This window comes from Paraburkholderia sp. BCC1885 (assembly GCF_900996235.1).
Lineage (GTDB): Bacteria > Pseudomonadota > Gammaproteobacteria > Burkholderiales > Burkholderiaceae > Paraburkholderia.
Window position 1 is genome coordinate 1 of sequence record NZ_CAAJGM010000222.1, and the last position, 24336, is coordinate 24336.

The 24336-nt window shown below is 62.8% G+C and carries 19 protein-coding genes; 15 read left to right on the plus strand and 4 right to left on the minus strand.

From position 1 onward, the window contains the following. Nucleotides 1-262: 262 nt before the first annotated feature. The 6 genes from FQ755_RS26550 to FQ755_RS26575 all read left to right on the plus strand — a co-directional run bounded on the left by FQ755_RS26550 (nucleotide 263) and on the right by FQ755_RS26575 (nucleotide 10482). Complete coding sequence (locus FQ755_RS26550; protein WP_144157988.1) at nucleotides 263-1207, plus strand: hypothetical protein; 945 nt, start codon at nucleotides 263-265, stop codon at nucleotides 1205-1207. 1014 nt (nucleotides 1208-2221) lie between these two features. After that, nucleotides 2222-3145, plus strand: coding sequence for a LysR family transcriptional regulator (locus FQ755_RS26555; protein WP_144157989.1), 924 nt, complete (start codon nucleotides 2222-2224; stop codon nucleotides 3143-3145). Between the two features lie 269 nt (nucleotides 3146-3414). Further along, the gene (locus FQ755_RS26560; protein WP_144157990.1) at nucleotides 3415-4575 is read left to right on the plus strand and encodes an NAD-dependent formate dehydrogenase; all 1161 of its coding nucleotides are present in this window, start codon (nucleotides 3415-3417) and stop codon (nucleotides 4573-4575) included. Between the two features lie 680 nt (nucleotides 4576-5255). Then, entirely contained in the window at nucleotides 5256-5852 is a 597-nt protein-coding gene (locus tag FQ755_RS26565) for a DUF2760 domain-containing protein (RefSeq protein ID WP_144157991.1), read from the plus strand. Further along, a complete protein-coding gene (locus tag FQ755_RS26570; protein ID WP_144157992.1) occupies nucleotides 5849-7696 on the plus strand; it encodes an Hsp70 family protein in 1848 nt (615 codons plus the stop codon). The genes FQ755_RS26565 and FQ755_RS26570 overlap by 4 nt, the downstream gene beginning before the upstream one ends. A gap of 5 nt (nucleotides 7697-7701) precedes the next feature. Continuing rightward, nucleotides 7702-10482 carry an Hsp70 family protein gene (locus FQ755_RS26575; RefSeq protein WP_144157993.1) on the plus strand — a complete coding sequence of 927 codons (2781 nt, stop codon included), beginning with the start codon at nucleotides 7702-7704 and terminating at the stop codon, nucleotides 10480-10482. A gap of 76 nt (nucleotides 10483-10558) precedes the next feature. Here the strand turns inward: FQ755_RS26575 and FQ755_RS26580 are convergent, their stop codons facing one another. After that, nucleotides 10559-11491, minus strand: coding sequence for a 2-hydroxyacid dehydrogenase (locus FQ755_RS26580; protein WP_144157994.1), 933 nt, complete (start codon nucleotides 11489-11491; stop codon nucleotides 10559-10561). A gap of 199 nt (nucleotides 11492-11690) precedes the next feature. Between FQ755_RS26580 and FQ755_RS26585 the strand changes: the two genes are divergently transcribed. From FQ755_RS26585 to FQ755_RS26620, 8 genes are all read left to right on the plus strand, one after another. Then, on the plus strand, nucleotides 11691-13184 hold the full coding sequence (locus FQ755_RS26585; protein ID WP_144157995.1) for a sensor domain-containing diguanylate cyclase: 1494 nt from the start codon (nucleotides 11691-11693) through the stop codon (nucleotides 13182-13184). A gap of 354 nt (nucleotides 13185-13538) precedes the next feature. Further along, on the plus strand, nucleotides 13539-14507 hold the full coding sequence (locus FQ755_RS26590; RefSeq protein WP_144157996.1) for an AraC family transcriptional regulator: 969 nt from the start codon (nucleotides 13539-13541) through the stop codon (nucleotides 14505-14507). A gap of 95 nt (nucleotides 14508-14602) precedes the next feature. Further along, nucleotides 14603-15661 (plus strand): sugar ABC transporter substrate-binding protein, encoded by a 1059-nt coding sequence (locus tag FQ755_RS26595; protein ID WP_144157997.1) that lies wholly within the window; start codon nucleotides 14603-14605, stop codon nucleotides 15659-15661. Between the two features lie 87 nt (nucleotides 15662-15748). Further along, nucleotides 15749-16552 (plus strand): ATP-binding cassette domain-containing protein, encoded by an 804-nt coding sequence (locus FQ755_RS26600; RefSeq protein ID WP_144157998.1) that lies wholly within the window; start codon nucleotides 15749-15751, stop codon nucleotides 16550-16552. Nucleotides 16553-16567: 15 nt separating this feature from the next. Next, complete coding sequence (locus tag FQ755_RS26605; protein WP_186308665.1) at nucleotides 16568-17845, plus strand: sugar ABC transporter permease; 1278 nt, start codon at nucleotides 16568-16570, stop codon at nucleotides 17843-17845. Between the two features lie 26 nt (nucleotides 17846-17871). After that, nucleotides 17872-18600, plus strand: a complete 729-nt coding sequence (locus tag FQ755_RS26610; RefSeq protein ID WP_144157999.1) for an SDR family oxidoreductase — start codon at nucleotides 17872-17874, stop codon at nucleotides 18598-18600. Nucleotides 18601-18604: 4 nt separating this feature from the next. Beyond that, the gene (locus FQ755_RS26615; RefSeq protein ID WP_144158000.1) at nucleotides 18605-20248 is read left to right on the plus strand and encodes an FGGY-family carbohydrate kinase; all 1644 of its coding nucleotides are present in this window, start codon (nucleotides 18605-18607) and stop codon (nucleotides 20246-20248) included. Between the two features lie 56 nt (nucleotides 20249-20304). After that, complete coding sequence (locus FQ755_RS26620; RefSeq protein ID WP_144158001.1) at nucleotides 20305-20697, plus strand: VOC family protein; 393 nt, start codon at nucleotides 20305-20307, stop codon at nucleotides 20695-20697. A 36-nt stretch (nucleotides 20698-20733) separates the two neighbouring features. Here FQ755_RS26620 and FQ755_RS26625 read toward each other — a convergent pair whose 3' ends face one another. Beyond that, nucleotides 20734-21702, minus strand: a complete 969-nt coding sequence (locus FQ755_RS26625; protein ID WP_144158002.1) for an AraC family transcriptional regulator — start codon at nucleotides 21700-21702, stop codon at nucleotides 20734-20736. Nucleotides 21703-21862: 160 nt separating this feature from the next. On the opposite strand from FQ755_RS26625, the gene FQ755_RS26630 reads away from it, so the two are divergent. Then, nucleotides 21863-23404 (plus strand): site-specific integrase, encoded by a 1542-nt coding sequence (locus FQ755_RS26630; RefSeq protein WP_144158003.1) that lies wholly within the window; start codon nucleotides 21863-21865, stop codon nucleotides 23402-23404. A gap of 81 nt (nucleotides 23405-23485) precedes the next feature. Here the strand turns inward: FQ755_RS26630 and FQ755_RS26635 are convergent, their stop codons facing one another. Further along, nucleotides 23486-23824, minus strand: a complete 339-nt coding sequence (locus FQ755_RS26635; protein WP_144158004.1) for a hypothetical protein — start codon at nucleotides 23822-23824, stop codon at nucleotides 23486-23488. Further along, entirely contained in the window at nucleotides 23802-24119 is a 318-nt protein-coding gene (locus tag FQ755_RS26640; protein WP_144158005.1) for a hypothetical protein, read from the minus strand. Before FQ755_RS26640 ends, FQ755_RS26635 begins: the two co-directional genes overlap by 23 nt. Nucleotides 24120-24336: the final 217 nt, after the last annotated feature.

The window sequence follows — 24336 nt, forward strand, 5'->3', positions numbered from 1 at the left end:
TTCAAACATCGAGATCAATTTCTGGTCGGTATTCATTCGGTTCCCAACAAGAAAACGACTTTCGAGACCCGCCAATTTCGAATGTGGCGAACAGTCAGGCTGAAAATGATTTGTTCAGACCTTCCTTAAGCATCACACATCGTTCGGTCGCGGCTACCATCGGGCCGATCTTCGCGCCTTTCTTGACCGACTGCTTGCACTTAGTTCACCGATCAAACGTAGGCATCTTCAGCGGACGGCGATCAGCCTGCACCATATTTTGGTGACGTTCAAGCTGCGCAGTTCTGATCAAAAAATGCAGCTCCTCGTCGCATATCTGAACGGCGATCTTCGGTCTGTTGGAAGAACAGGAGACACAACAGCAGATATCATGTTTGATCCGCAGCATGTTGCGGCACTCGTTGCCGCAGGTCACGCCGTCGCCTCATCCGAGATCCTGACGAAGCAGCAGGCAGCTCTCGTTATCGGGTGCGACAGTATGACAATACATGGCCTTCTCGCTCGCGGGCTTATCAAAAAGTCGGCCACAGGCCAGGAGCGGCAGATCGATGCCGCTTCCGTTGAGAAATTTAGACAGGACTATGTGGCACTTGCTAGATGCGCATCTAGCTGGAAAACCAGTTCTGCGCGTCTCAAGAGGCTGTGCAAGCAGACCAGAATTCGCTTGATACAGGTCCCATATGGCGATAGCGGCAATGCAGGATTCATTCGGCAAAGCGCGATCGACACGCTCAGGTCTGCCATGGAGGACGAAGACACTCAGAAGAGGTGCCGGCACAGAAATCAAGCCAGCCAAAATCAGGCAATATCATCCCTGCACCGATACATTCAGAATCTGGCGCAAAATAACGAGCCACTCCCGCGACGGTTCGGGCGGCCCAACAAGCGAGCAATAGCGTTGGCGTGTGGCGTTACCCGCGACTTTTTTTACACCAATTCTGATGCGATGCGCATTCTCGAAAAGTTCGCGCTTCAGGAGCAAGAGTTACTTGCCGCTCAAGGTTACATAGTGAAGCCGCCACTTGCGCGGTTAGGCGAGTACTTAGAGCGATTGCGAAAGAGTGGCACGCCACTTCCGCGCCGAGCGGGCCGCGTGAACAAGCTAGCTGTTGCGCGAAACTGTGGGATCAACCGCAGCGTCCTTCACGACGATGCCAAAGCAGCAAGAATGCTAGCGACTTACGAGAAGCATGAGAAAATTCGGTGATCCTACAGGCTTATAAGCGTTTATAACCCGATGCCGATGTCGCCAGGCATCTCGCCTGGCGACGCCCATCGCAGTGCACGGTCAAACGTGCCGGCGCGGATTTTTTCATTGCAATGAAAGGGGCGTTTGGCAACGCGCCCGATGGCGCGGCGAATTGGACGCCTCTTCCTTAGGACGCACCAAATGTAGCGATCGTGAGCGTCCGCTTCGCGCTGTTAGCCGGTCGTCACCGCTACCAAGCTGCCTATGGCGGACCGGGGCCACACTCCGGCGATCGACGCGCTACGCACACGCCCGGCTACATGCAAAACGCATGGGTCGGCAACCGACAAGCTACCGCCATTCGAGGCGATCGTCGACGGACGCTCTTACGCCTCTTCGACCTTCGACCTTCGACCTTCGACCTTCGACCGCTGTCCTTGGCCCTGTGATGAGCGACGAGCGGTGAAGAGTCGAAAAATCATCACGCTTCCCCGTGCAAAATCTGCGCGTAGAGAACTGCGACGCCCTCCCTGTGCTTTAAGCTCGAATCGAAAACGAAAACGGAAGACGTGAACCCGTACCTCGGCAAAACGAACATCGGCAAGGACGTGAGTGCCGCCAAAGCGAGACGCACAAAGCTTGCATCGCACGCAAAGTTCCCCCCGCAACCGCACAGACGAAACAATCCAGAGTCGTGCGCGCCCCGCTGGGCAAGGCTTTGCGCCCGCTCTGGAGAAAATTTCGCTTTATGCGTCAACTTGTGGTGAAAATTTCATTTTGTGGGGTCCATTGATTGCAATATATGGTGGTTAACGTCTGTGTAATTCGTTGATTTTATTAGGTCTGCCATTTCAACTTATGCGTCAACGCACAGCGGCGGCGTATCCCGATCTACGCTATATTCCAACGAATATATCGACACGGATCTGAAAGATCTCCCGGCTGTCGCTTGTCGGGGCCGAAAGCCAACTGTTCCACGGCACGAATCCGCCAACGACGCCCTCCCGCCACGGCGTCAACCACAGAAGCACAATGTTCATTCGTCAACTTGAATACCTGGTGACCCTCGCGCGTGAAAAGCACTTTGCTCGCGCCGCAGAGGCCTGCCACGTTTCTCAACCCGCGCTGTCCACCGCCATCCGGACGCTAGAAACCGAACTTGGCCTGGTCGTGGTCGAGCGCGGAAGACGATTCGTCGGTTTCACGCACGATGGCGAGCGGGTGCTCGATTGGGCGAGGCAAACCCTGTCGGCGCTTGAGCACATGCGGCACGATGCGTCTGCCGCGCAATCGCAACTGGGAGGCACCCTGCGAATTGGCGCGATCCCCACCGTCGTGCCGGTGTCGACGCGGGTGCTCGGCCCCTGCATGCGCCAGCACCCAGGCATCCGCTTCGAAGTCCATTCGCTAAGTTCCGACGCCATCCTGCGCCAACTCGACGAGTACGAACTCGACCTCGGACTCACCTATCTCGACGACAGGGTCCAGGCAGGATTCAACGTCATGCCGCTTTATACGGAGCGTTATATCCTCCTGGCGCCGCACGGAGCCGAGCCACGATTCGCGTCCGGCTCCGCGCACTGGAACGAACTCGGCTCGCTTCCATTTGGTCTCCTAACTTCTGGCATGCAGAACCGCCAGGTTATCAACGCCGCGTTCCGCCGTGAAAATGTCCAACCCAAAATTGTCGTGGAGACGGATTCCCTGCTCGCAATCTACGGCCACGTCCTGAACGCGGGGTTGTTCACGATTCTGCCCCATAGCGTCCTCAGCGTACTCCCACAAGGATCGGATCTTCATGCGTGCCGGTTGTCGCCCGAGCTGACACGCGGCATTGGGCTCATCGCGCGCAACCGGGACGCGACAGCGCCTCTGGTCGCAGCCATCTGGCGTCACGCCGAGCATCTGGATCTGCAAAGCCAGTTCGACGCGCTGCTTTCTTCGACCATCGGCTAGCGCGTCTGCAAGCCGCTTTCTGACACGAATGCCCGCGTCGCTCGTCGCGCTGACGGCGCTGCCATGCACCTTGCGTCCGTCCTTGATAAGCAGGGGTTATCAGCTGATCTGTCCAAACGATTGGACCCCACGCTGCCGTTTGCACACACTCTTTCTGCGATGTGAAGGCCGCCGAGCCAGGTGACCTTCGACGTCATCGACGTTCGCGCTTTCCTAAACGTTCAGACAGCCGGCGCAACCGCGCATGGCCGTCCACAAGGAGTTTGAGCATGGCAAAGATCCTGTGTGTCCTGTATCCCGATCCCGTCACCGGTTATCCGCCGAAATATGCGCGCGACGACATTCCGCGTATCGCGCAGTATCCGAACGGGCAGACCGTTCCCTCGCCGCAAGGGCCGCTCGGTTTCAAGCCTGGTGAATTGCTGGGGTGCGTTTCGGGAGAACTGGGGCTGCGCAGCTACCTGGAAAAGCACGGCCACGAACTGATTGTGACCAGTGACAAGGACGGCGCGGACTCGACTTTCGACCGCCATCTGCCTGACGCCGACGTCGTGATCTCACAACCGTTCTGGCCGGCATACCTCACCGCCGAGCGGATTGCGAAAACGAAGAAGCTCAAGCTCGCGTTGACCGCGGGTATCGGTTCGGATCACGTGGACCTGAAGGCAGCGGCCGAACACGGCATCACCGTGGCCGAAGAAACGTTTTCCAACAGCATCAGCGTCGCCGAGCACGTGGTGATGATGGTGCTGTCGCTGGTGCGTAATTACCTGCCGTCCCATCAATACGCGGTCAACGGCGGCTGGAATATTGCCGACTGCGTGAGCCGCAGTTACGACCTGGAAGGCATGCACTTCGGCACCATCGCTGCGGGTCGCATCGGCCTCGCCGTGCTGCGCCGGCTCAAGCCTTTCGACGTGCATCTCCACTACTACGATCCGCATCGCCTGTCGGCGGATATCGAAACCGAACTGGGGCTCACCTATCATGAGACGCCCGAATCGCTGGTCAAGGTTTGCGACGTGATCAATCTGCAGACGCCGCTCTATCCGTCGACCGAGCACATGTTCGACGACCGGATGTTCGATCTCGTCAAGCGGGGCAGCTACCTCATCAACACGGCGCGCGGCAAGCTGTGCGATCGCGATGCCGTGGTCCGCGCACTGGAGTCAGGCAAGCTGGCCGGCTATGCGGGCGACGTATGGTTCCCGCAACCCGCGCCGGTCGACCACCCATGGCGCCGCATGCCGAACCAGGGCATGACGCCGCACATTTCGGGCAGCTCGCTTTCCGCGCAGGCACGTTATGCGGCCGGCACGCTTGAAATTCTGCAATGTTTCTTCGAAGGCCGGCCCATCCGCCCGGAATATCTCATTGTCGATGGCGGCAATCTCGCCGGCACCGGCGCGGGTTCATACAAACTCAGCTAATGAAGATCAGGCGGCTTGCGTTCGAGCGCGAGCCGCCTTGCTGAAAATATGCGCCCACGGCTGCCGGACAAGCCGTCCCGAGCACGGCCGACCAACGCAAAATAAATAAAGCCCGCCTGCGCCAACCTGACTCGCGGTCAGGCGGCCCAGGCGGGCTTCGCAATGAGGTACCGGTCAGCAATGCGACCGGTTGCGTCCGTGTCCAGCCCGGCCCGGATGTGAACTGCGGCGCCGACCGCCGCGTGACCTGGCCAGTCACGAATACGCAGCCATTTTATCGGCCAACGTATTCAATGCTTGATGAGTAATTTCCCGATATTGACGCCGTGACGCCTCCAGGCACGCCGTCTCGCGGGCTCTTCGTGGCGCCCTGCCGCGATGTCTACCCTGCTGGTCAGATTGCGGTGCAGCATGGCGTGTGTGCGTCCGGTTTTGAGCGTCGGCGTTCATGCAGCCCGCGTGTCGGCGACCCGATTGCGGCCTTCGGCCGACGCCGTCGCGCCCGAAAGGTAAAATAGCGGCTGAGGCCCGCTGGGCCACGCCCAACATGGGCCGCCAAACCAATCCGTGACGCCGTTGCGCGCGTCGATGTCCGCAACCCGATAACCGCGGCGACCCGGCCCAGGCCGGCATCGCCCGAGGACAGCTCGTCCTGAACAGAGCCCCTCAGGAGCCACTTTATGACCGACTCGAACGTGTCTTTCCTCGGCAGGATTTCGCTGGCCGTCGGAACGTTCTTCAGCATTCTCGGCGACGGCGAGTTCGCCGCCCGCATCCAGCGCGTGCGTAGCGGCGCGCCCGTCAGCGCGGCCCCGGCGGCCACGCCGGCGCCGGCTGCCACACCTGCACCCGCACCTGCTCCGACGCCCGCGCCCGCCGCGCCCACCTTGAAGCAGGCGACTCCGGACGCCGCACTGCAACTACTCGGCTTGCTGCAGCGCGACGCGCGCTTTGTCGACTTCATCGAGGAAGACGTGGCCGGCTACTCGGATGCCGACATCGGCGCCGCCGCCCGCGTCGTGCATGGCGGCTGCCGCACGGTGCTGCGCGAGCATTTCACGATCCGCCCGGTGCGCGAAGAAGCCGAAGGCAGCCGCATCACGCTGCCCGAAGGCTTCGACGCCACCGCCGTTCGTCTGACCGGCAATGTCGTCGGCAAAGCGCCGTTTACCGGCAACCTGAGCCATCGCGGCTGGCGCGTCGAGGACGTGCGGCTGCCCAGGCTCGCCGCGAGCCACGACGCGTCCGTGATCGCCGCAGCCGAGGTGGAGCTATGAGCGAGCCGCGCTATTCGATCGGTATCGATCTGGGCACGACCCATTGCGCCCTCTCGTATGTCGACTTCGCCGGCAGCGACGGCGACAAGGTCGCCCAGCACGTGCTGCCCATCACGCAGCTCACCGCGCCCGCCACCATCGACGATCTGCCGTTGCTGCCTTCGTTCCTCTATCTGCCGCATCCGGACGAACTCGCACCATTGGACCTCGGTCTGCCGTGGACCGGCGAGCGCAACTTCGCGGTCGGCGAAATGGCGCGCAGCCGTGGCGCCGGTACGCCGATCCGCCTCGTGTCGAGCGCCAAGAGCTGGCTGTGTCATCCGGGCGTCGATCGCCGCGCCGCGATTCTGCCCAACGACGCCCCGCCCGAAGTGGCACGCGTGTCGCCGCTCGAAAGCTCGGTGCGCTACCTCACGCATCTGCGCGAAGCGTGGGACCACGCGCATCCCGAGGCGCCCTTCGGCGAACAGGAAATCACTGTGACGATTCCCGCCTCGTTCGATCCGGCGGCGCGCGAACTGACCGCCGAAGCGGCGCAGGCCGCCGGTTATACCGGCATGACGCTGCTCGAAGAACCGCAGGCCGCGCTGTATAGCTGGATCCAGAAGAGCGACGGCCAGTGGCGCAAGCAGGTGCGCGTCGGCGACATCATCCTGGTGGTGGACGTCGGCGGCGGCACCACCGACCTGTCGCTGATCGCCGTGATCGAGCGCGAGGGCAATCTCGAACTGCATCGCGTCGCCGTGGGCGAGCACATCCTGCTCGGCGGCGACAACATGGACCTCGCGCTTGCTCACGTCGTGGCGCGCAAGCTCGCCGCGCAAGGCACCCAGCCCGATCCATGGCAACTGCGCGCGCTGACCTACGCCTGCCGCGCCGCCAAGGAAACGCTGCTCACCGACCCCGCCGCCGACACCGTGCCGCTCGTCGTACCCAGTCGCGGCTCCAGGCTGATCGGCGGATCGATCCGCACGGAACTGACGCGCGCGGAACTCACGCAGACGATTCTCGAAGGCTTTTTCCCGCAAGTGGACAGCGCCGCGCGGCCGTTGAGCCGGGCGCGCGCCGCCCTGACGCAACTGGGGCTGCCCTACGCGCAGGATGCCGCGGTCACGCGCTATCTGGCCGCATTTCTCGGCCGCCAGGTCGCGGCGCTCGCCGAACTCGACGGCCTGCAAAACACCCAGCCCGAAGCCGCGAGTTTCCTGCACCCGACCGCCGTGCTCTTCAACGGCGGCGTGTTCAAGTCGCCGCTGCTGGTGGAGCGCATCATGCACACGCTCAACGGCTGGCTCGCGGCGGAAGGCGCGGCGCCCGCCCGTCTTCTGGAAGGCGCGGATCTCGACCTCGCGGTGGCACGCGGCGCGGCCTACTACGGCTACGTGAAGCGCGGCCAGGGCGTGCGGATTCGCGGCGGCATTGCGCGGGCGTTTTACATCGCGGTCGAATCGGCCATGCCCGCGGTACCCGGACTCGAACCGCCGGTGCAGGCACTGTGCGTGGCGCCGTTCGGCATGGAAGAAGGCAGCGACGCGGAACTGCCGGCGCAGGAATTCGGCCTGGTGGTGGGCGAACCGGTGCACTTCCGCTTCTTCGGCTCGTCGGTGCGCCGTCAGGATCAGGTCGGCACCTTGCTCGACTACTGGTCGCCGGAAGAACTGCAGGAACTCGACGAAATCGAGGCCACCTTGCCGCCCGAAGGCCGCAGCCCCGGTGAGATCGTCGCGGTGAAGCTGCATGCGCGTGTCACCGAAGCCGGCACGCTCGAACTCGAAGCCATCCCGCGCGGCACCGGCGAGCGCTGGAAAGTCGAGTTCGACGTCCGCGGCAACCCGCACGCCTGAAGCAGATGACGCAGTACATTGTCGGGATCGACCTGGGCACGAGCAATACGGTCGTCGCGTATGCCGAGGCGGGGTCCGCGCAGATCCGCGTCTTCGAGATCGATCAGCTCGTCAGTCCCGGCGAGATCGCGGCGCGGCCCTTGTTGCCCTCGGTGCGCTATCACGCGGCGCAAGGCGAACTGAGCGCCGGGGATTTGCAACTGCCCTGGTCAGGGGCGGCAACTGCCGCTTCCGGGCAAGACGCTCAGGATTCCGTAGTAATCGGCCGGCTCGCGCGCAATCTCGGCGCGCAGGTTCCGGGCCGGCTGGTGGCCAGTGCGAAAAGCTGGCTCTCGCATGCCTCGGTCGATCGTGTCGCGCCCATTTTGCCGTGGGGCGCAAACGACGACGTCCACAAGGTGTCTCCCGTCGTCGCCAGCGCCAGCTATCTGGCGCATGTGCGCGCGGCATGGAACCATCGTTTTCCACACGCTCCGTTAGAAAAGCAGGACGTGGTTCTCACGGTCCCCGCGTCCTTCGACGACGGCGCTCGCGCGCTGACGCTCGAAGCGGCGCGCATGGCGCAATTGCCGAAGCTGCGCCTGCTGGAAGAACCGCAAGCCGCGTTCTACGACTGGCTATTCCGTCATCGCGCCACGCTTGGCGCGGAGCTGGCGCAGACGCGGCTGGTGCTGATCTGCGACGTGGGCGGCGGCACCACCGACTTCACCCTGATCAAGGTACAGGTGCAGGATGGCGAGCCGCAGCTGACGCGCGTCGGCGTCGGCAACCATCTGATGCTCGGCGGCGACAACATGGACCTCGCGCTGGCGCATCTCGCTGAGAGCCGGTTATCCACGCCGCAATCGCGCCTGTCGGCGGCGAGCCTGTCGCAACTCGTCGAACGCAGTCGTGCCGCGAAGGAGCAATTGCTCGGTGCCGGCGCTCCCGATTCGGCGTCCATCACGCTGCTGGGCGCGGGTTCGAAGCTAATCGGCGGCGCGCGCACGGCGGAAATCACGCGCGCGGAAGTCGAGCAGATTATCGTCGAAGGCTTTTTCCCGGCTGTTTCCGCGGATGCGCGGCCGGGACGCCCGCGTGGCGCGATCGTCGAATTCGGCCTGCCGTATGCGAGCGACCCTGCCGTCACCCGGCACGTCGCCGCGTTTCTGAGCCGGCTCGCGGCGCAATCGCGCGAGGCCCTGGGAACAACCGGCAGCGCCGACGACGCATTGCCCATACCGGATACGCTGCTACTCAACGGCGGTGTGTTCCGTGCCGGCGCACTCGCCGACCGTCTCGCCTGCACGTTGGGTACGTGGCGTGGCGCGCCCTTGCATGTGCTCTACAACGACAACCCCGACGTCGCGGTCGCGCGCGGCGCGGTGGCTTACGTGCTTGCACGAGCAGGTCAGGCCCCGCGGATCGGCGGCGGCTCGCCGCGCAGCTACTTCCTCGTCCTCGACGAAACCAGCGAGGCGCTGCGCGGAATCTGCGTGCTGCCGCGCGGCACCGAGGAGGGCCGCGAAATTCATCTCACGGATCGCACTTTCGCGCTCAGGCTCGGGCATCCGGTGCAGTTTCATCTGGTGTCCTCAATTTCAGACGTGAAGTGGCAAGCAGGCGAGATCGCCGAACTCCCGCCCGGCGATTTCGTGCGCCTGCCGCCGATCGCCACCGTCGTGCCGCCACGCGATGCGGGCAAGTCCGGCGAAACGCCGGTGCAACTCGCCGCCTCGCTGACGGAAGTCGGCACGCTCGAAGTGCATTGCATCGACGCCGGCAATGCCGCGCAACGCTGGCTGCTCGAATTCCAGTTGCGCCGCGACGAGGCCAAGGTCACGGTCTCGGGCGAAGCAGCCCATCCCGCGCTGCCGCAGGCGCTTGAACTGATCGAGCGCGCCTTCGGTTCGCGTTCGCAAAAGATCGATCCCAAGGAGATCCGGCGCACGCGGGCGGACCTGGAACAGGTCCTCGGACCGCGCGCCAACTGGAATAGCGCCCTGCTGCGCGAACTGTTCAACGCCTTATGGCAACGCGCCAAACGGCGCCGCCGTTCGGCGGATCACGAGCGTCTGTGGCTGAATCTGGCCGGCTACTGCATGCGCCCGGGCTTTGGCTATCCGCTCGACGAATGGCGCGTCGAACAGCTATGGTCGCTGTTCGACGACGGCATCCAGTACATCAACGACAGCCAGGTCTGGTCGGAATGGTGGACACTGTGGCGCCGCGCGGCCGGTGGTCTCGGCGAGCGCGAACAACTCGACGTGCTCGACGCGGTGGCTTTTATGCAAGCCGCCAGCACGGCGCGTTCCAAACTACCGTTCGACCCCGCGAAATCCGGCTATGCCGATATGGTGCGCCTCGAAGCCTCGCTCGAACGCGTGCCGGCCGCGCGCAAGATTGAACTTGGCGAGCGGCTGATCGAGCGGCTCAAAAAACCTGCTGAGAACCATCAGGGATGGTGGGCAGTGGGCCGCATCGGCGCGCGCCGGCCGTTCTACGGCAGCGCGCACAGCGTCGTGCCGGTGGAGGCTGCGCTGCCATGGCTCGACGCGATTCTGGCGCTCGACTGGAAGAAGGTCGAACCGGCCGCGTTCGCCGCCGTGCAGATTGCCCGCATGACCGGCGACCGCTCGCGCGACCTGCCCGACGCGGCGCGGGCGGCCGTGGTCAAACGGCTCGAAACCGCGCACGCGCCGGCGCCCTGGATCACCATGGTCAGCGAAACCGTCGAACTCGACGCAGCCGACGAGGGCCGGGTTTTCGGCGAGTCGCTGCCGCCGGGCCTCAAGCTGATCGGCTGATAGTCAAGCGCCCCGACAGGCAGGCGTGAAAGCCGCCACCTGCCGTATCCAGCTGAAAAAACGTCGCCGCCTTGGCTCAGATCGGCGTCAACACCGGCTCGCCGGCAAAATGCCGCGTGGCGTTGGCGACAAAGTTACGCACCGAGCCCATGATCGCCTCCGGCGAGCGGCCGCCCACATGCGGCGTCACCACGAGATTGCGCAGTTCGAGCAGGGATTCGGGCAGATGCGGCTCGCCCTCGTACACGTCGAGCCCGGCTCCCGCAATCGTTCCGGCCCTGAGTGCGTCCGCGAGCGCCGCCGTATCGACGACGCTGCCGCGCGCCACGTTCACGATAAAGCCGTGCGACCCCAACGCGTCGAGCACCGGCTTGTCGATCAGATGCTTCGTGCCGGGGCCACCCGGCGTCGCGACTAGCAGGAAGTCGCACCACTGCGCGAGCGCCGTGACGCTGTCGAAGTAGCGGATCGACTCGCCCGCGCGCGGCTTGCGATTGTGATAGCCCAGCTCCATTTCGAAGCCTGCGCCGCGCCGGGCGATCTTCTGGCCGATATTGCCGAGGCCGAGAATACCGAGGCGTTTGCCCGACACGTTCGGCCGCATCGGCAGCGTGTCGCGCCAGGCGCCCTGGCGGGTCGCCTGATCGAGCTGCGGTACGTCGCGCACCACGGCCAGCAGCAGCGCGAAGGCGTGATCGGCGACGCAGTGGTCGTTGGTTCCCGCGCCGTTCACCAGCACGATATTGCGGGCGCGGGCGTGGTCGAGCGGCAGATTTTCGTAGCCCGCCCCCAGCGCGCTGATGAATTCGAGCTTCGGCAACCGGTCGACTTCGGCGTCGGTCAGGCCGGTCGTGCCATTGGTCAGCACGGCGCGCACCGTGGCGCCGTGTGCGGCGATCGCCGCGCTGCGCGAGTCGGGATCGGGCGCATAGATCACGTCGAAAGCGGCTGCGATGCACGCGCGGCTCTCGTCATTCAGATGGATCAGAACCAGCAGGGTAGGTTTCATGGACACGATGCGTTGATTGGCGGGATGGGCGGAATGAGCGGAAGACTGCAACGCCGGAAAGTGTAACAAGGGCCCGGCAAGCGTGCAGCCGGGCTCTGCGCCGCCATTTGTCCCGCTCCCCTCAGGCCCATTTTGGCCAATCCGCCTTCGGCCACCCAAGTCGTCTTAAAATAGCGGCACTATCGACTATGGACTCGTCATGCTGGATACCCTTAGTGCTCAAGAGATGCCGCGCGGTGAAGCGACGGCCAGCGACGACTCGGAGATGTTCGAGCTGGCCCCGGTTTCGCTCTGGCTCGAGGACTTCAGCGGCGTGCGCACGCTGTTCGACGCATGGCGCGCCGAGGGCGTCACGGACCTGCGCGCGCATTTCGCCGGGCATCCCGAACGGGTTGCGCAGTGCGCGCACAGCATTCGCGTCGTCAAGGTCAACCGCAAGACACTCGACCTGTTCGAGGCCGACAGTCTTGCCACGCTGACCGCCAATCTCAGCAGCGTGTTTCGCGACGACATGCTGAAGACCCACCTCGAAGAACTGTGTCAGTTGTGGGCCGGCCAGCCGAATTTCATGAGCCAGACCGTCAACTACACGCTAGGCGGCCGGCGCGTGGACGTGCTGCTCAAGGGCGCGGTGCTGCCCGGACACGAAGCGCGCTGGGACCGCGTGCTGGTGTCGCTAGAGGACGTCAGCGAACTGGAAGGCGCGCGTCATCGCCTCGTGCACGCCGAGCAGTACGCGCGCGGTCTGTTCGAAGATTCGCCGGTGTCGCTGTGGGTCGAGGATTTCAGCGCGGTCAAACGGCTTCTCAACGAGGCCCGCGCGGCCGGCATCGCCGATTTCCGCGTGTTCACGGACGTGCATCCGGAATTCGTCGAGCGCTGCATGCAGGAAATTCATGTGCTCGACGTGAACCGCCACACGCTGGCCATGTTCGGCGCACCCGACAAGAAAACGTTGCTGGCCAGCCTGTCCCAGGTGTTCCGCGACGAGATGCGCTCGCACTTCCGCGAGCAATTGATCGACCTGTGGGATGGCAAGCTGTTCCAGCAGCGCGAAGCCGTCAACTACTCGCTGGACGGCAACGAGGTTCACGTCCACCTGCAATTCTCCGTGCTGCCGGGGCATGAGCAGGACTGGGACCTCGTGCTGGTGGCGCTCACGGACATCACCGCGCGCAAGAAAGCCGAGGCGTATCTGGAGTTTCTCGGCAAGCACGACGTGCTGACCAAGCTGCGCAACCGTTCGTTTTATGTCGATGAACTGAACCGGCTCGAACGCAAGGGGCCGTTCCCGGTGACCGTGATCATGGCCGACCTCAACGGCCTGAAGCGGATCAACGACCAGCTCGGCCACGCCGCCGGCGACGCGCTTTTGCGGCGCGCCGGCGAGGTGCTGGCGAAAGCGATGGAAGCGCCCTTTCACGCGGCGCGGATCGGCGGCGACGAATTCGCGATCCTGATGCCGAGCACCGATGAACACGGCGGCGCCGCGATGATCGACACGATCCGGCAACTGGTCGAACTCAACAATCAGTTCTACCCCGGTTCGGTGCTGAGTTTTTCGATGGGCGCGGCCACCTGCCAGCACGGCGAACGGCTCGAAGCCGTGGTGCAGCGGGCCGACCTGCTGATGTATGAAGAAAAACGCGCGCACTACGAAAACAAAAACACGGGCGATTCGAACGAAGAATGAAACCGCGCCTGCCTGCGGGCTGAACCGGGGCGCAACTCAGGGTCACCTTGGAGTCAACTCAAGGCCGCCCCAGGCAGGCGCGTGGCAACGATGGTTTAGCCCTTGGACAATATTCAGGAATGCAGATTGTTTTTCAGTCCCGACGAGCAGCGTAACAGTACAAATATCGGCTATTGCATTGCACAAAAGTTGACTCCCGAACCCCTACGGACTAACCCGAATGCAAGAAAGTATCGGTTTACAGCCGTATTTTTAGTGGTGGGATAGCGGTAATGGGGCTAATTTTCGGTCATGGCGAGACGCACGGCAGCATTAGCGGCCCGCCCGACAAAAATTGGCTCAGGAGGAAGACAGATGCACGCCACCCGGGGTGCCACGGCGCGTCAGGAAGCCCGCAGCGCCAACCTCGTTCAACCGGATCTCGAACGGGTCGCCATGCCGCGCGACGAATCGTTCAAGGTCTGGTCGCACGGCTACCCCTTTCGCACGGTGCGCTGGCACTTCCATCCGGAGTACGAAATTCATCTCATCACCGCGACGACGGGCAAATACTTCGTCGGCGATTACATCGGCAACTTCGCGCCCGGCAATCTGGTGATGGCGGGACCGAATCTGCCGCATAACTGGGTGAGCAACGTGCCGCCCGGCAGCCGGGTGGACGAACGCGGTCTGGTGCTGCAGTTCAGCGAGGACTTCATTGGGCGCGCCGCCATGGCGTTCCCCGAACTGAAGCGAGTGGAGAATCTGCTCGACGCCGCGCGCTGGGGCATGCTGTTCGCCGAGAAAACCGCTGCGGCCGCCGAACCGGTCATGCGCGAAATGATCGGCGCGCAAGGCATCCGCCGTATCACGCTGTTCATCACCCTGCTCGACCTGCTTCTGCAAAGTACGGCGCCGGTGAAACTGGCGAGCGCGGCTTATCGCGCGGATCCGGCGCCCGATGCCGGCACGCGCATCGATCACGTGCTGGCGTATATCGGCAAAAACCTTTCGCTGGCGTTGCGCGAAACCGAGCTGGCCGAACTCTCGGGGCAAAGCGTGAGCGCCTTCTCGCGCTACTTCCGCCGGCATACCGGCGTACCTTTCGTGCAGTACGTGAACCGGCTGCGTATTAATCTGGCCTGCCAACTATTGATGACGGGTGAACTGAGCGTGACCGATATCTGCTATCAGGTCGGCTTCAATAACCTGTCGAATTTCAACCGCCAGTTTCTTCTGCTGAAGGCTATGTCGCCCTCGCGATGGCGCGCGTATCAGCAGCTCAATGCCGCCAGCGCAACCGAATCGCCCGACGCCGCACACGCCCCGCAGGCGTTCGGCTAGCGCGTGTTGTACCCGTCCTCATCTGAAAGCACCACCCGCAGCGCAACGACGGCAGCCACCCGCGCCGCAAATTTTCTAATAAACGGAGACACTCGATGAACAGACTATCGAACCACCTGATCGGCGCCAGCGCGCTGACCTTGAGCCTGATGGGCGCCACCGCGGCGCTGGCCGCGCCGAGCGGCACGGTTGCCTTCCTGATGCCGGACGAGGGCTCGACGCGCTACGAACAGCACGACTTCCCCGGCTTCAAGGCCGAAATGGGCAAGCTCTGCCCCGACTGCAAAGTGCTGTATCAGAACGCCAATGGCGACGTCTCGCAGCAACAGCAGCAGTTCAACTCGGTGATCGCCCAGGGCGCCAAGGTGATCGTGCTCGACCCGGTGGACTCGACGGCGGCCGCGTCGCTGGTGCACATGGCGCAGGGCCAGGGCATCAAGGTGATTGCCTACGACCGTCCGGTGCCGTCGACGCCCGCCAACTACTATGTGTCGTTCGATAACGAGGACATCGGCAAGTCCATCGCACAGTCGCTGGTGCAGCATCTCAAGGAGATGGGCGTGTCGCCCGACAAGGGTGGTCTGCTCGAAGTCAACGGCTCGCCGGTCGACGCCGCGGCTGGCCTGATCAAGAAGGGCAGCCACGAGGGCATCCAGGGCAGCGGCTACAAGACGCTCGCCGAATACGACACGCCGGACTGGGCGCCGCCGAAGGCGCAGCAATGGGTCAGCGGCCAGATCACGCGCTTCAGCTCGCAGATTGTGGGCGTGGTGGCGGCCAACGACGGCACGGGCGGCGGCGCGGTGGCGGCCTTCAAGGCAGCCGGCGTCAACCCCGTACCGCCGGTGACCGGCAACGACGCGACCCTCGCCGGCCTGCAGCTGATCATTTCCGGCGACCAGTACAACACCATCCTCAAGCCGAGCGAAATCGTCGCGGCGGCGGCGGCGAAGGTCGCCGTCGGCTTCCTGAACGGCCAGGCTCCGAAGGGTCAGACGACACTCTTCAACACGCCGTCGCAACTCTTCAAGCCGGCCGTGATCACCTCGAAGAACATCAAGGCGGAGGTGGTCGACAAGGGCTTCGCGAGCGCCAAGGATCTGTGCACCGACCGCTATGCCGACGGTTGCAAGAAACTTGGCATTACGAATTGATCCAGAGCGTGGGCTGCCATCCGGCTCACGGCCGGACGGGATCCGGCCGGCGCCGGGTCCCCTTTTTCATCACGAGGTATCCGTCTTATGACTGACAACGCCACCAAACAGTCCGGGCGAGGCGAGCTGGTGCTGAGCCTGCGCGGCGTCTCGAAGCACTTCGGAGCGGTCTCGGCCCTGACGGACATCGAGCTCGACGTGCATGCCGGCGAAGTGGTCGCCCTGGTGGGCGACAACGGCGCCGGTAAATCCACGCTGGTCAAGGTGCTGGCCGGCGTCCATCAACCGAGCGCGGGCACCATCACCTTCGGCGGCAAGGAGGTCACGCTGACCAATCCGGCCGCGGCGCTGGATCTCGGCATCGCCACGGTGTTTCAGGATCTTGCGCTGTGCGAGAACCTCGACGTGGTCGCCAACATCTATCTGGGCCGCGAACTGAACCCCATGCGCCTCGACGAAGTGGCCATGGAAGTAAAGGCCTGGACGCTGCTCAATGAACTCTCGGCGCGCATTCCGAGCGTGCGCGACGTCGTCGCTTCGCTGTCGGGCGGCCAGCGCCAGACCGTGGCGATTGCCCGCTCGCTGCTGCTCGATCCGAAGCTGATCATGCTCGACGAACCGACCGCCGCGCTCGGCGTCGCCCAAACCGCCGAAGTGCTGAACCTGATCGAACGGGTCCGTGACCGTGGCCACGCGGTCATCATGATCAGCCACAACATGGAGGACGTGCGCGCGGTGGCCGACCGGATTGTGGTGCTGCGGCTTGGCCGCAATAACGGCGTTTTCTACCCCGACTCGTCGAATCAGGAACTCGTGGCGGCGATCACCGGCGCCGCCGAGAACGCAGTGTCGCGTCGCGCGGGCCGGCGTCAGTCCGAACTGGGCGCGTAGACCAAAGGAACGATCATGAGCAACAAAATGCACGGCGCCCCGCACGAAACACCGGGCTCGCCACAGCCCACCCTGCTCGACCGCAGCGACGTGCGCGTCAAACATGCCACCGGCGTCAGCGGCACGGTGGCCGCGTTCGTCGAACGGGTGCGTTCGGGCGATCTGGGCTCGCTGCCGGTGGTCGCCGGACTCGTCATCATCTGGACCGTGTTCACCGCCCTGAATCCGGTGTTCCTCTCCGCCGACAACATGGTGAATCTGCTGTTCGATTGCTCGACCGTGGGCGTGATTTCACTCGGCATTGTCTGTGTGCTGATGGTGGGACAGATCGATCTCTCGGTCGGCTCGATGAGCGGCTTCGCTTCCGCCCTCACCGGCATGCTGTGGGTCAATCATGGCTGGCCGGTGCTGCTGGCCATCGTCGCCGCTGTGGTAGTGGGCGCGGTGGTGGGCGCGATCTACGCGCTGCTTCTCAACCGCCTGGGCATGCCGAGCTTCGTGGCGACGCTGGCGGGGCTGCTGGCCATTCTCGGCATGCAGTTGTATGTGCTCGGCACCAGCGGCTCGATCAACCTGCCCTACGATTCGGCCATGGTGAACCTCGGGCAGTTGATCATTATTCCCGCCGTCGTGTCATACCTGCTCGCGCTGCTGCCGGGCGCCGTGATGCTGCTGCTCGGCATGCGCACGCGCGAGCGCCGTCACGCATCCCATCTTTCCGCGCCGTCGATGGGCAGCCTGCTCGCACGCAGTCTCGCCATCACCGCGCTGCTGGAGATCGTGGTGGTCTACCTCAACCAGGGGCGGGGCGTGCCGCTGATGTTCGGCATCTTCCTCGGTCTTGCGATTGCCATGGACTACGCCCTGAAGCGCACCCGCTGGGGTCGTTCGATGCATGCGGTCGGCGGCAATCATGAGGCGGCGCGGCGCGCGGGCATCAATGTCAGCGCGATCTACACCAGCGCCTTCGTGCTGTGCGCGAGTCTTGCCGCGCTCGGCGGCGTACTGACGGCGGCGCGGCTTGCTTCGGCAAGCCAGCAGGCCGGCACCGGTGACGTCAACCTGAATGCGATTGCCGCAGCGGTGATCGGCGGCACGAGTCTGTTCGGCGGACGCGGCAGTGCATATTCTGCAGTACTGGGCATTATCGTGATCCAGTCGATTGCGAGCGGCCTCACGCTGCTGAACCTGTCGTCGTCGTTGCGTTTCATGATTACCGGCGCGGTGCTGGCAATCGCCGTGATCGTCGACTCGCTGGCCCGTCAATCCCGCGTGATGCACGGCCGCGCGTAATTCCAGCTCATTTCGGAGAGCATTAAATGTCTGAATCTATCAAAGGTAAGGTGGCCGCCATCACCGGCGCGGCATCGGGAATCGGCCTCGAATGCGCGCGCGTGCTGATCGAGGAAGGCGCGAAAGTCGTGCTGATCGACCGGGCCGCGGACAAACTCGGGAAACTCTGCGCCGAGCTGGGCGGGAACGCTTTTCCGCTCGTCGTGGACCTGTTGCAGCCCGCGGAAGTATCAGCCATGCTGCCGAAAATTCTCGCCCTCGCCGGCGGTCTCGACATTTTCCACGCCAACGCCGGCGCCTATGTGGGCGGCGAAGTGGTGGACGGCAATCCGGACGAGTGGGACCGCATGCTGAACCTGAACGTGAATGCCGCGTTCCGCTCGGTGCACGCCGTGCTGCCGCATCTGGTCGCGCAGAAGTCGGGCGATATCATCTTTACCAGCTCCATTGCGGGCATCGTGCCGGTGGTGTGGGAGCCCATCTATACGGCCTCCAAATTCGCGGTGCAGGCATTCGTTCACACGACGCGGCGCCAGCTTTCCAGACACGGCGTGCGGGTCGGCGCGGTGGCTCCGGGTCCGGTCGTCACCGCCCTGCTCGACGACTGGCCGAAAGCCAAGATGGACGAGGCACTCGCGTCGGGCAGCCTGATGCAGCCACGCGAGGTTGCCGATGCGGTGCTCTTCATGCTGACGCGCCCCCGCAACGTGACGATCCGCGATATCGTTATCCTCCCGAACAGCGTCGACCTCTGAAATCATGACCTCGGCAAATCCGGCCGCCGGCGCGGCAAAAGAGACCAACTGTACCCGCTATGTCATCGGCGTGGACGTAGGCACCGGCAGCGCGCGCGCCGGCATCTTCGACCTCGCCGGGCGCATGGTGGCCGCGGCGAAGCGCGACATCACCGTGTTCCACGCGACCGGCTCCATCGTTGAGCAGTCGAGCGGCGAAATCTGGAACGCGGTCTGCGATTCCGTCAAGGAAGCGCTCGCGCAGGGCGAAGTCTCGCCCGAACATGTCGCCGGCATCGGCTTCGACGCCACCTGTTCGCTGGTCGTGCTGGGCGCGGGCGGCCAGCCCTTGCCGGTGGGGCCATCGGAGCAGGCCGAGCGCGACATCATTGTGTGGATGGATCATCGCGCCGTCGAGCAGGCCGAGCGCATCAATGCGACGGGCCACGAGGTGCTGAAATTCGTCGGCGGCAAGATCTCGCCGGAGATGGAAACGCCAAAGCTGCTATGGCTGCTCGAAAATCGGCCTCACGTGTTCGAGTCCGCATGGCAGTTCTTCGACCTGACCGACTTCCTCACGTGGCGTGCTACCGGGGATCTGTCCCGCTCCACCTGCACAGTCACCTGCAAATGGACCTATCTGGCGCACGAACGGCGCTGGGACGAGAGCTATTTCCGCACTGTCGGACTCGGCGTGCTGGCCGACGAGGGCTTTGCGCGCATCGGCCAGAGCGTGGTGGATGCAGGCACACCGCTCGGCAGCGGGCTGACGCCAGGCGCCGCCGTCGAGTTAGGACTCCTGCCGGGAACGCCGGTCGCCACCGGCGTCATCGATGCTCATGCGGGCGGCATCGGCACGGTCGGCGCCGACGGCGACGCCGAGGCCAATCTCGCCTACGTGTTCGGCACCTCCTCGTGCACGATGACCACGACCCGCAGCCCCGTTTTCGTCCCCGGCGTCTGGGGACCGTATTTTTCGGCGATGGTGCCCGACGCCTGGCTCAACGAAGGCGGCCAATCGGTTGCCGGCGCCGCCATCGAGCGGTTGATTGCGCTGCACCCGGCGGCCTCCGAAGCGCGGCAACAGGCGGCGCAAACGGGCCAGTCGTTACCGGGCCTGCTCGCGGCGCTCGCGGTGCAAGCGGCTCATGGCTTGTCGGAGACCGTGAACCTCGCGCAAGGACTGCACGTCGTGCCTGAGTTTCTGGGCAACCGCGCCCCGCTCGCAGACCCGCACGCCCGCGCGGTGATCGCGGGCCTCGGCATGGAAGACGACCTGAACAGCCTGGTCGCGCTTTACATTGCCGGCATCTGCAGCATCGGTTACGGGCTGCGCCAGATCATCGAAACCCAAGCGGCGGCCGGCGCGCCGATCGAGCGCATCGTGATCAGCGGCGGCGCCGGACGGCTCGATCTCATCAGGCAACTGCTCGCCGACGCCACCGGCAAGCCCGTGCTCGCCACGCAGGCGGAGGAGCCGGTGCTGCTGGGCGCGGCAATGCTCGGCGGCGTGGCGGGCAACTGTTTTGGCGACGTGCGCTCGGCGATGGCCAGCATGTCGCAGATCAGCAAGACCTACGCGCCGGTCACCGGAGAAATAGCGGCGCTGCACGACAAGCGCTTTCGCGCTTTCAAACAGTTGCAGAACGTGGCGCGTGAAATCCGCTAAAGTCATGCGGTCGCATGCGAGTGCGCGGCCTATCCCCGTCTACAGGAACGAGCGAGATGCTATCCCACGTCTTCGTCGGCATCACCGACTTCGAACGCGCCTTCGGCTTCTATGCCGCGTTGCTGGACACGCTGAAACTCAAGCTGAAATTCAGGGATGCAGAGACGGGCTGGGCCGGCTGGATGACGGCCGGCCAGCCGCGTCCACTGTTTGTGATCAGCCGGCCCTATGACGGCAGTGCGCATCGCGCCGGCAATGGACAGATGCTGGCCCTGCTGGCGCCGGACCGTTGCGCCGTCGAGCAGGCGCATGCGGTTGCGCTCGCGCTCGGCGGCACGTGCGAAGGGCCACCGGGTTTGCGGCCGCAGTATCACGAGCACTACTACGGTGCGTATTTTCGTGATCCCGACGGCAACAAGCTCTGCGTATGCTGCCACGATCCGGCGTGAACCCGGGACGCCCTCGCCGTTTGCAGCCAAAACCCATCAAACCGCCGTGACGTACTTCTGCGTGGGCGGCACGGCACGCGGCGGCGGCGAATCGAACACGGCGCGCATGCGCCTGACTTCGTCCACAGGGCTCAGCCCGAACAGGCGCTTGAACTCGCGGCTAAACTGCGACGCGCTTTCATAACCCACCCGCGCCGCGGCGGCGCCCGCGTTCAGACCATCCTGCACCATCAGCAGACGCGCGTGATGCAGCCGGGTGGTCTTCACATATTGCATCGGCGAAGTGGACGTCACACCCTTGAACTGCGAGTGAAACACAGCGAGGCTCATGCCGGCTTCGCGCGCCAGCGTGTCCACGTCGAGATTCCCCTGGTAGTCCGTATGAATGCGCCGTAGTGCCTTGGCGATGCGGCCAAAATGATGCTGATGCGTGAGCGCCGCGCGAATCGCGTCGCCCTGCTCGCCGGTTAGCACGCGATAGCAGATTTCGCGCATGATGGCGGGCGCGAGAATCCGCGCGTCGAGCGGCGACGCCAGCGCTTCGAGTAGACGTTGCACCGCATTGCTCATCACCGGGTCGAGCGGCGTGGAGTAAATGCCGCGCGGCTCGGTTACCGTCGTGCCGTGCGTTTCGTTTAGCGCCATCAGCAGTTCCGCCACCACGGTGAGGTCGACCCGCACCGAGATGCCCAGAAACGGCTCGTCCACGCTCGCCTCGGTTTCGCATTCGAACGGCAGCGGCACGGACAATACCAGGTACTGCTGTGCGTCGTACAGATAGGTCTCGTCGCCCAGATAGCCGCGCTTGCGTCCCTGGCACACAATCACGATGCTCGGCTCGTAGAGCACCGGCATGCGCGGCATGGGCCGGTTCGAGCGCATGAACTTGACGCCTTCCAGACACGACGGCGTAAAACCCTCGCCGGGAGCCAGAACATCGAACAGTTCGACCATGCGCTGCTGGGCAGGACCGGCGGCCGCGCGGCATGTTAGAGTCGTTTGCATGACAGTGCCTATTGATTCAGCAGAGAATAAGGCTTGGATTCCTGTAACGGACGCCTAGCCTAGTGATATCATGGGAACATCATAACTACTGGGTTCCCGTCGAATTTCTGTAACGGTGGTGTGTAACGGTTGCTCAGAAATTCAGCGCCCATTTTACAACATGTCCAAACCTTTCCGTAGGGGCAACAGGTACTTCATTCGCCGTCACATACCGCTAGACTTGCGTCCCCTGTATCCGGGCAAACTGGAGCTTGTGCGGGCGTTAGGAACATCGGACTACCGGCAGGCAGTGCAGCTATGTGCGGCCCAGGACGTCGCATTCAATGAGCAGTTCGCGCATGATCGCTCAACACTCCATTTCCATCAGGAATGGCTAGATTCGATACGGGTAGAAGTAACCGATCCGGCAGACGATCACATAAGCACGGAAGAGGCAGTAGGCATCATCATGAAGCAACGCGACGCGTTTATAGCGTCCCGCCTGGCAGAGGCGCGGGTAGCTCTAGGAATCGACAGCAAGCCCGCTGTGGCTGCCGTTCCACCTGCCCCTACGCCGATCCCTGTCAGCAGCGAACAGAAGACTACAGCGCCCACTATAAAGCAGGCTAATGGAACCCGCTCCCTGGATGCCCTGATCGAAATATGGGAGAAGGCCAGAACACCCGAAATTCCTGTTGTGAATGCGTATAAACGAACCGTTTTAAGATTCAAGGAAATCATCGGTGATATACCGGTACGCCAGATAGCGAAGGCTCAGATCATCACGTTCAAGGATACGTTACCGACGAAGGATGTATCCATTGGCGTAACGCGCCAAGCTGTCGGACATCTGAATGCCCTATTCAATATAGCGATTGGTGAAGACTGGCGAACGGATAACCCCTGCAAGGGTGTACGCGTCTACGAAGAGAATCCGGATAATCTGAAATCAGCAGAAGAAGCACGGCCACCCTTCGATATTCAGACATTGAATAACCTGTTTGCCAGTCCTATCTACCAGCCGGGTTATGTCGCTACTACTGATAATGAAGGCGGCGTCGCTGCGTACTGGTTACCACTGCTCGGTCTATTTACCGGCGCACGGGTAGAAGAGCTGGCTCAGCTACGACCTACTGACGTGTTCGAAGAATCGTATTACGACAATACAGGTGCAGAATGCAAGGCCTGGGTTGTCCAGATCGTGGAAGATGCCACAGACGGATTATCGGTGAAGAACAAGCATTCAATCCGCCGCCTGCCATTGCATTCAGAACTGATTAACCGTGGCTTCGTTGAATTCGTTAAGTCACAGACCGGGAAGAAACGGATATTCGACAAGCTGGTCAGCGATAAATACGGCAGGGAATCATCACCGTACGCGCAATGGTTCACCAGATACCTGCGGCGTGATTGCAAGCCCACAAGCCCGAAAATGACGTTTCACTCGTTCAGACATACTAGCAAGGATATTATGCGGAACTGCCGGATTGGTAAGGATGAAAGGGATGCGATACACGGGCACGCAGAGAAGGGACAGGCAGGTGAATACGGCGGAACGTTTTATCCATTAGCCCCGCTCGTTGACGCGTTGAACAAGTACGTGATCCACGGCGTGAATCTGCCTGGGGTTCCCTATACGTCTATTATTACGGCTGCCGCCAAACCGAAACGCGCGAAACCAGCGGTTCAAGTCGATTTCAAGAATTCAGTAATGATGTTCTGATCCAGAATCGCGATTCTGATAATGAGAAAGGGCTGAAACCTGTGAAGGAATCAGCCCTTGAATACTGCCATTAATACCGCTTTATTTCTTGCCGTAAGCGCTGTCGTGATCCGCCTTGACCAGCAGGAACCGCATGAAATCGCCGTCTCGGTACACCAACGCCCGACATGACTGGGTTACGCGAATCGAATACCAAGCGTCGATTCCTTTAGGCGGTTCTGCACTGGTAATCTTCTCCCAGTTCAGCCCTTTATCTGCGTACACCTGACTCCACGTCATCTGCTGCACTTTATCAACGGTATCCAGAACCCTTGAGCGGTCATCCTTGCCCAGTGCCGCCCAGTTGCGCAGAAACACCGGGTTATTCAGATCAACCTGTACGTTCTTCTGAACCGCTTTACTTGCCTTGCTTGCCGCCATTCATCAATTCCTCATAAACGGCTTGCGGGTCAGATTTACGGGGCCTGTTCTTAGCTTCCCACGCAACTGCTTCTGTCAGATCAGCCAAGGCTTCCGCCGTGTGCAACCAGGCTTCGTTATCGGGAATGATGCGCACCGTACGTACCAACCACTCACCCGGTCCACGCTGTTCCAGTTGTACCGTACGGCCTGCGTATTCCTTGCCCAGCGAAATCTGACCAGAAGCCCCCACAAGCTTGACAGTCGGTTTCGAGTCAACGTCCTTCGACTTCGATTTAGCTTCGATAACTTTCATATATCCTCGGAGAATAACTAACGTCCGTGCCAGCATTGTAGCATAGTGCAGCACAACCGCACAACCGCATGAATCCCCGCCTTTGAAATTGCCTGACCTAGAGACGACAAGGGGCGGCCTGTCCAAGCGCTCCCCCGTCTCTGCCTTGCCGCTATTGATGGCTGTATGAGACACTTTACTATCGTCGACGCGGCGTCCTACGCGAAAGCAATCCAGA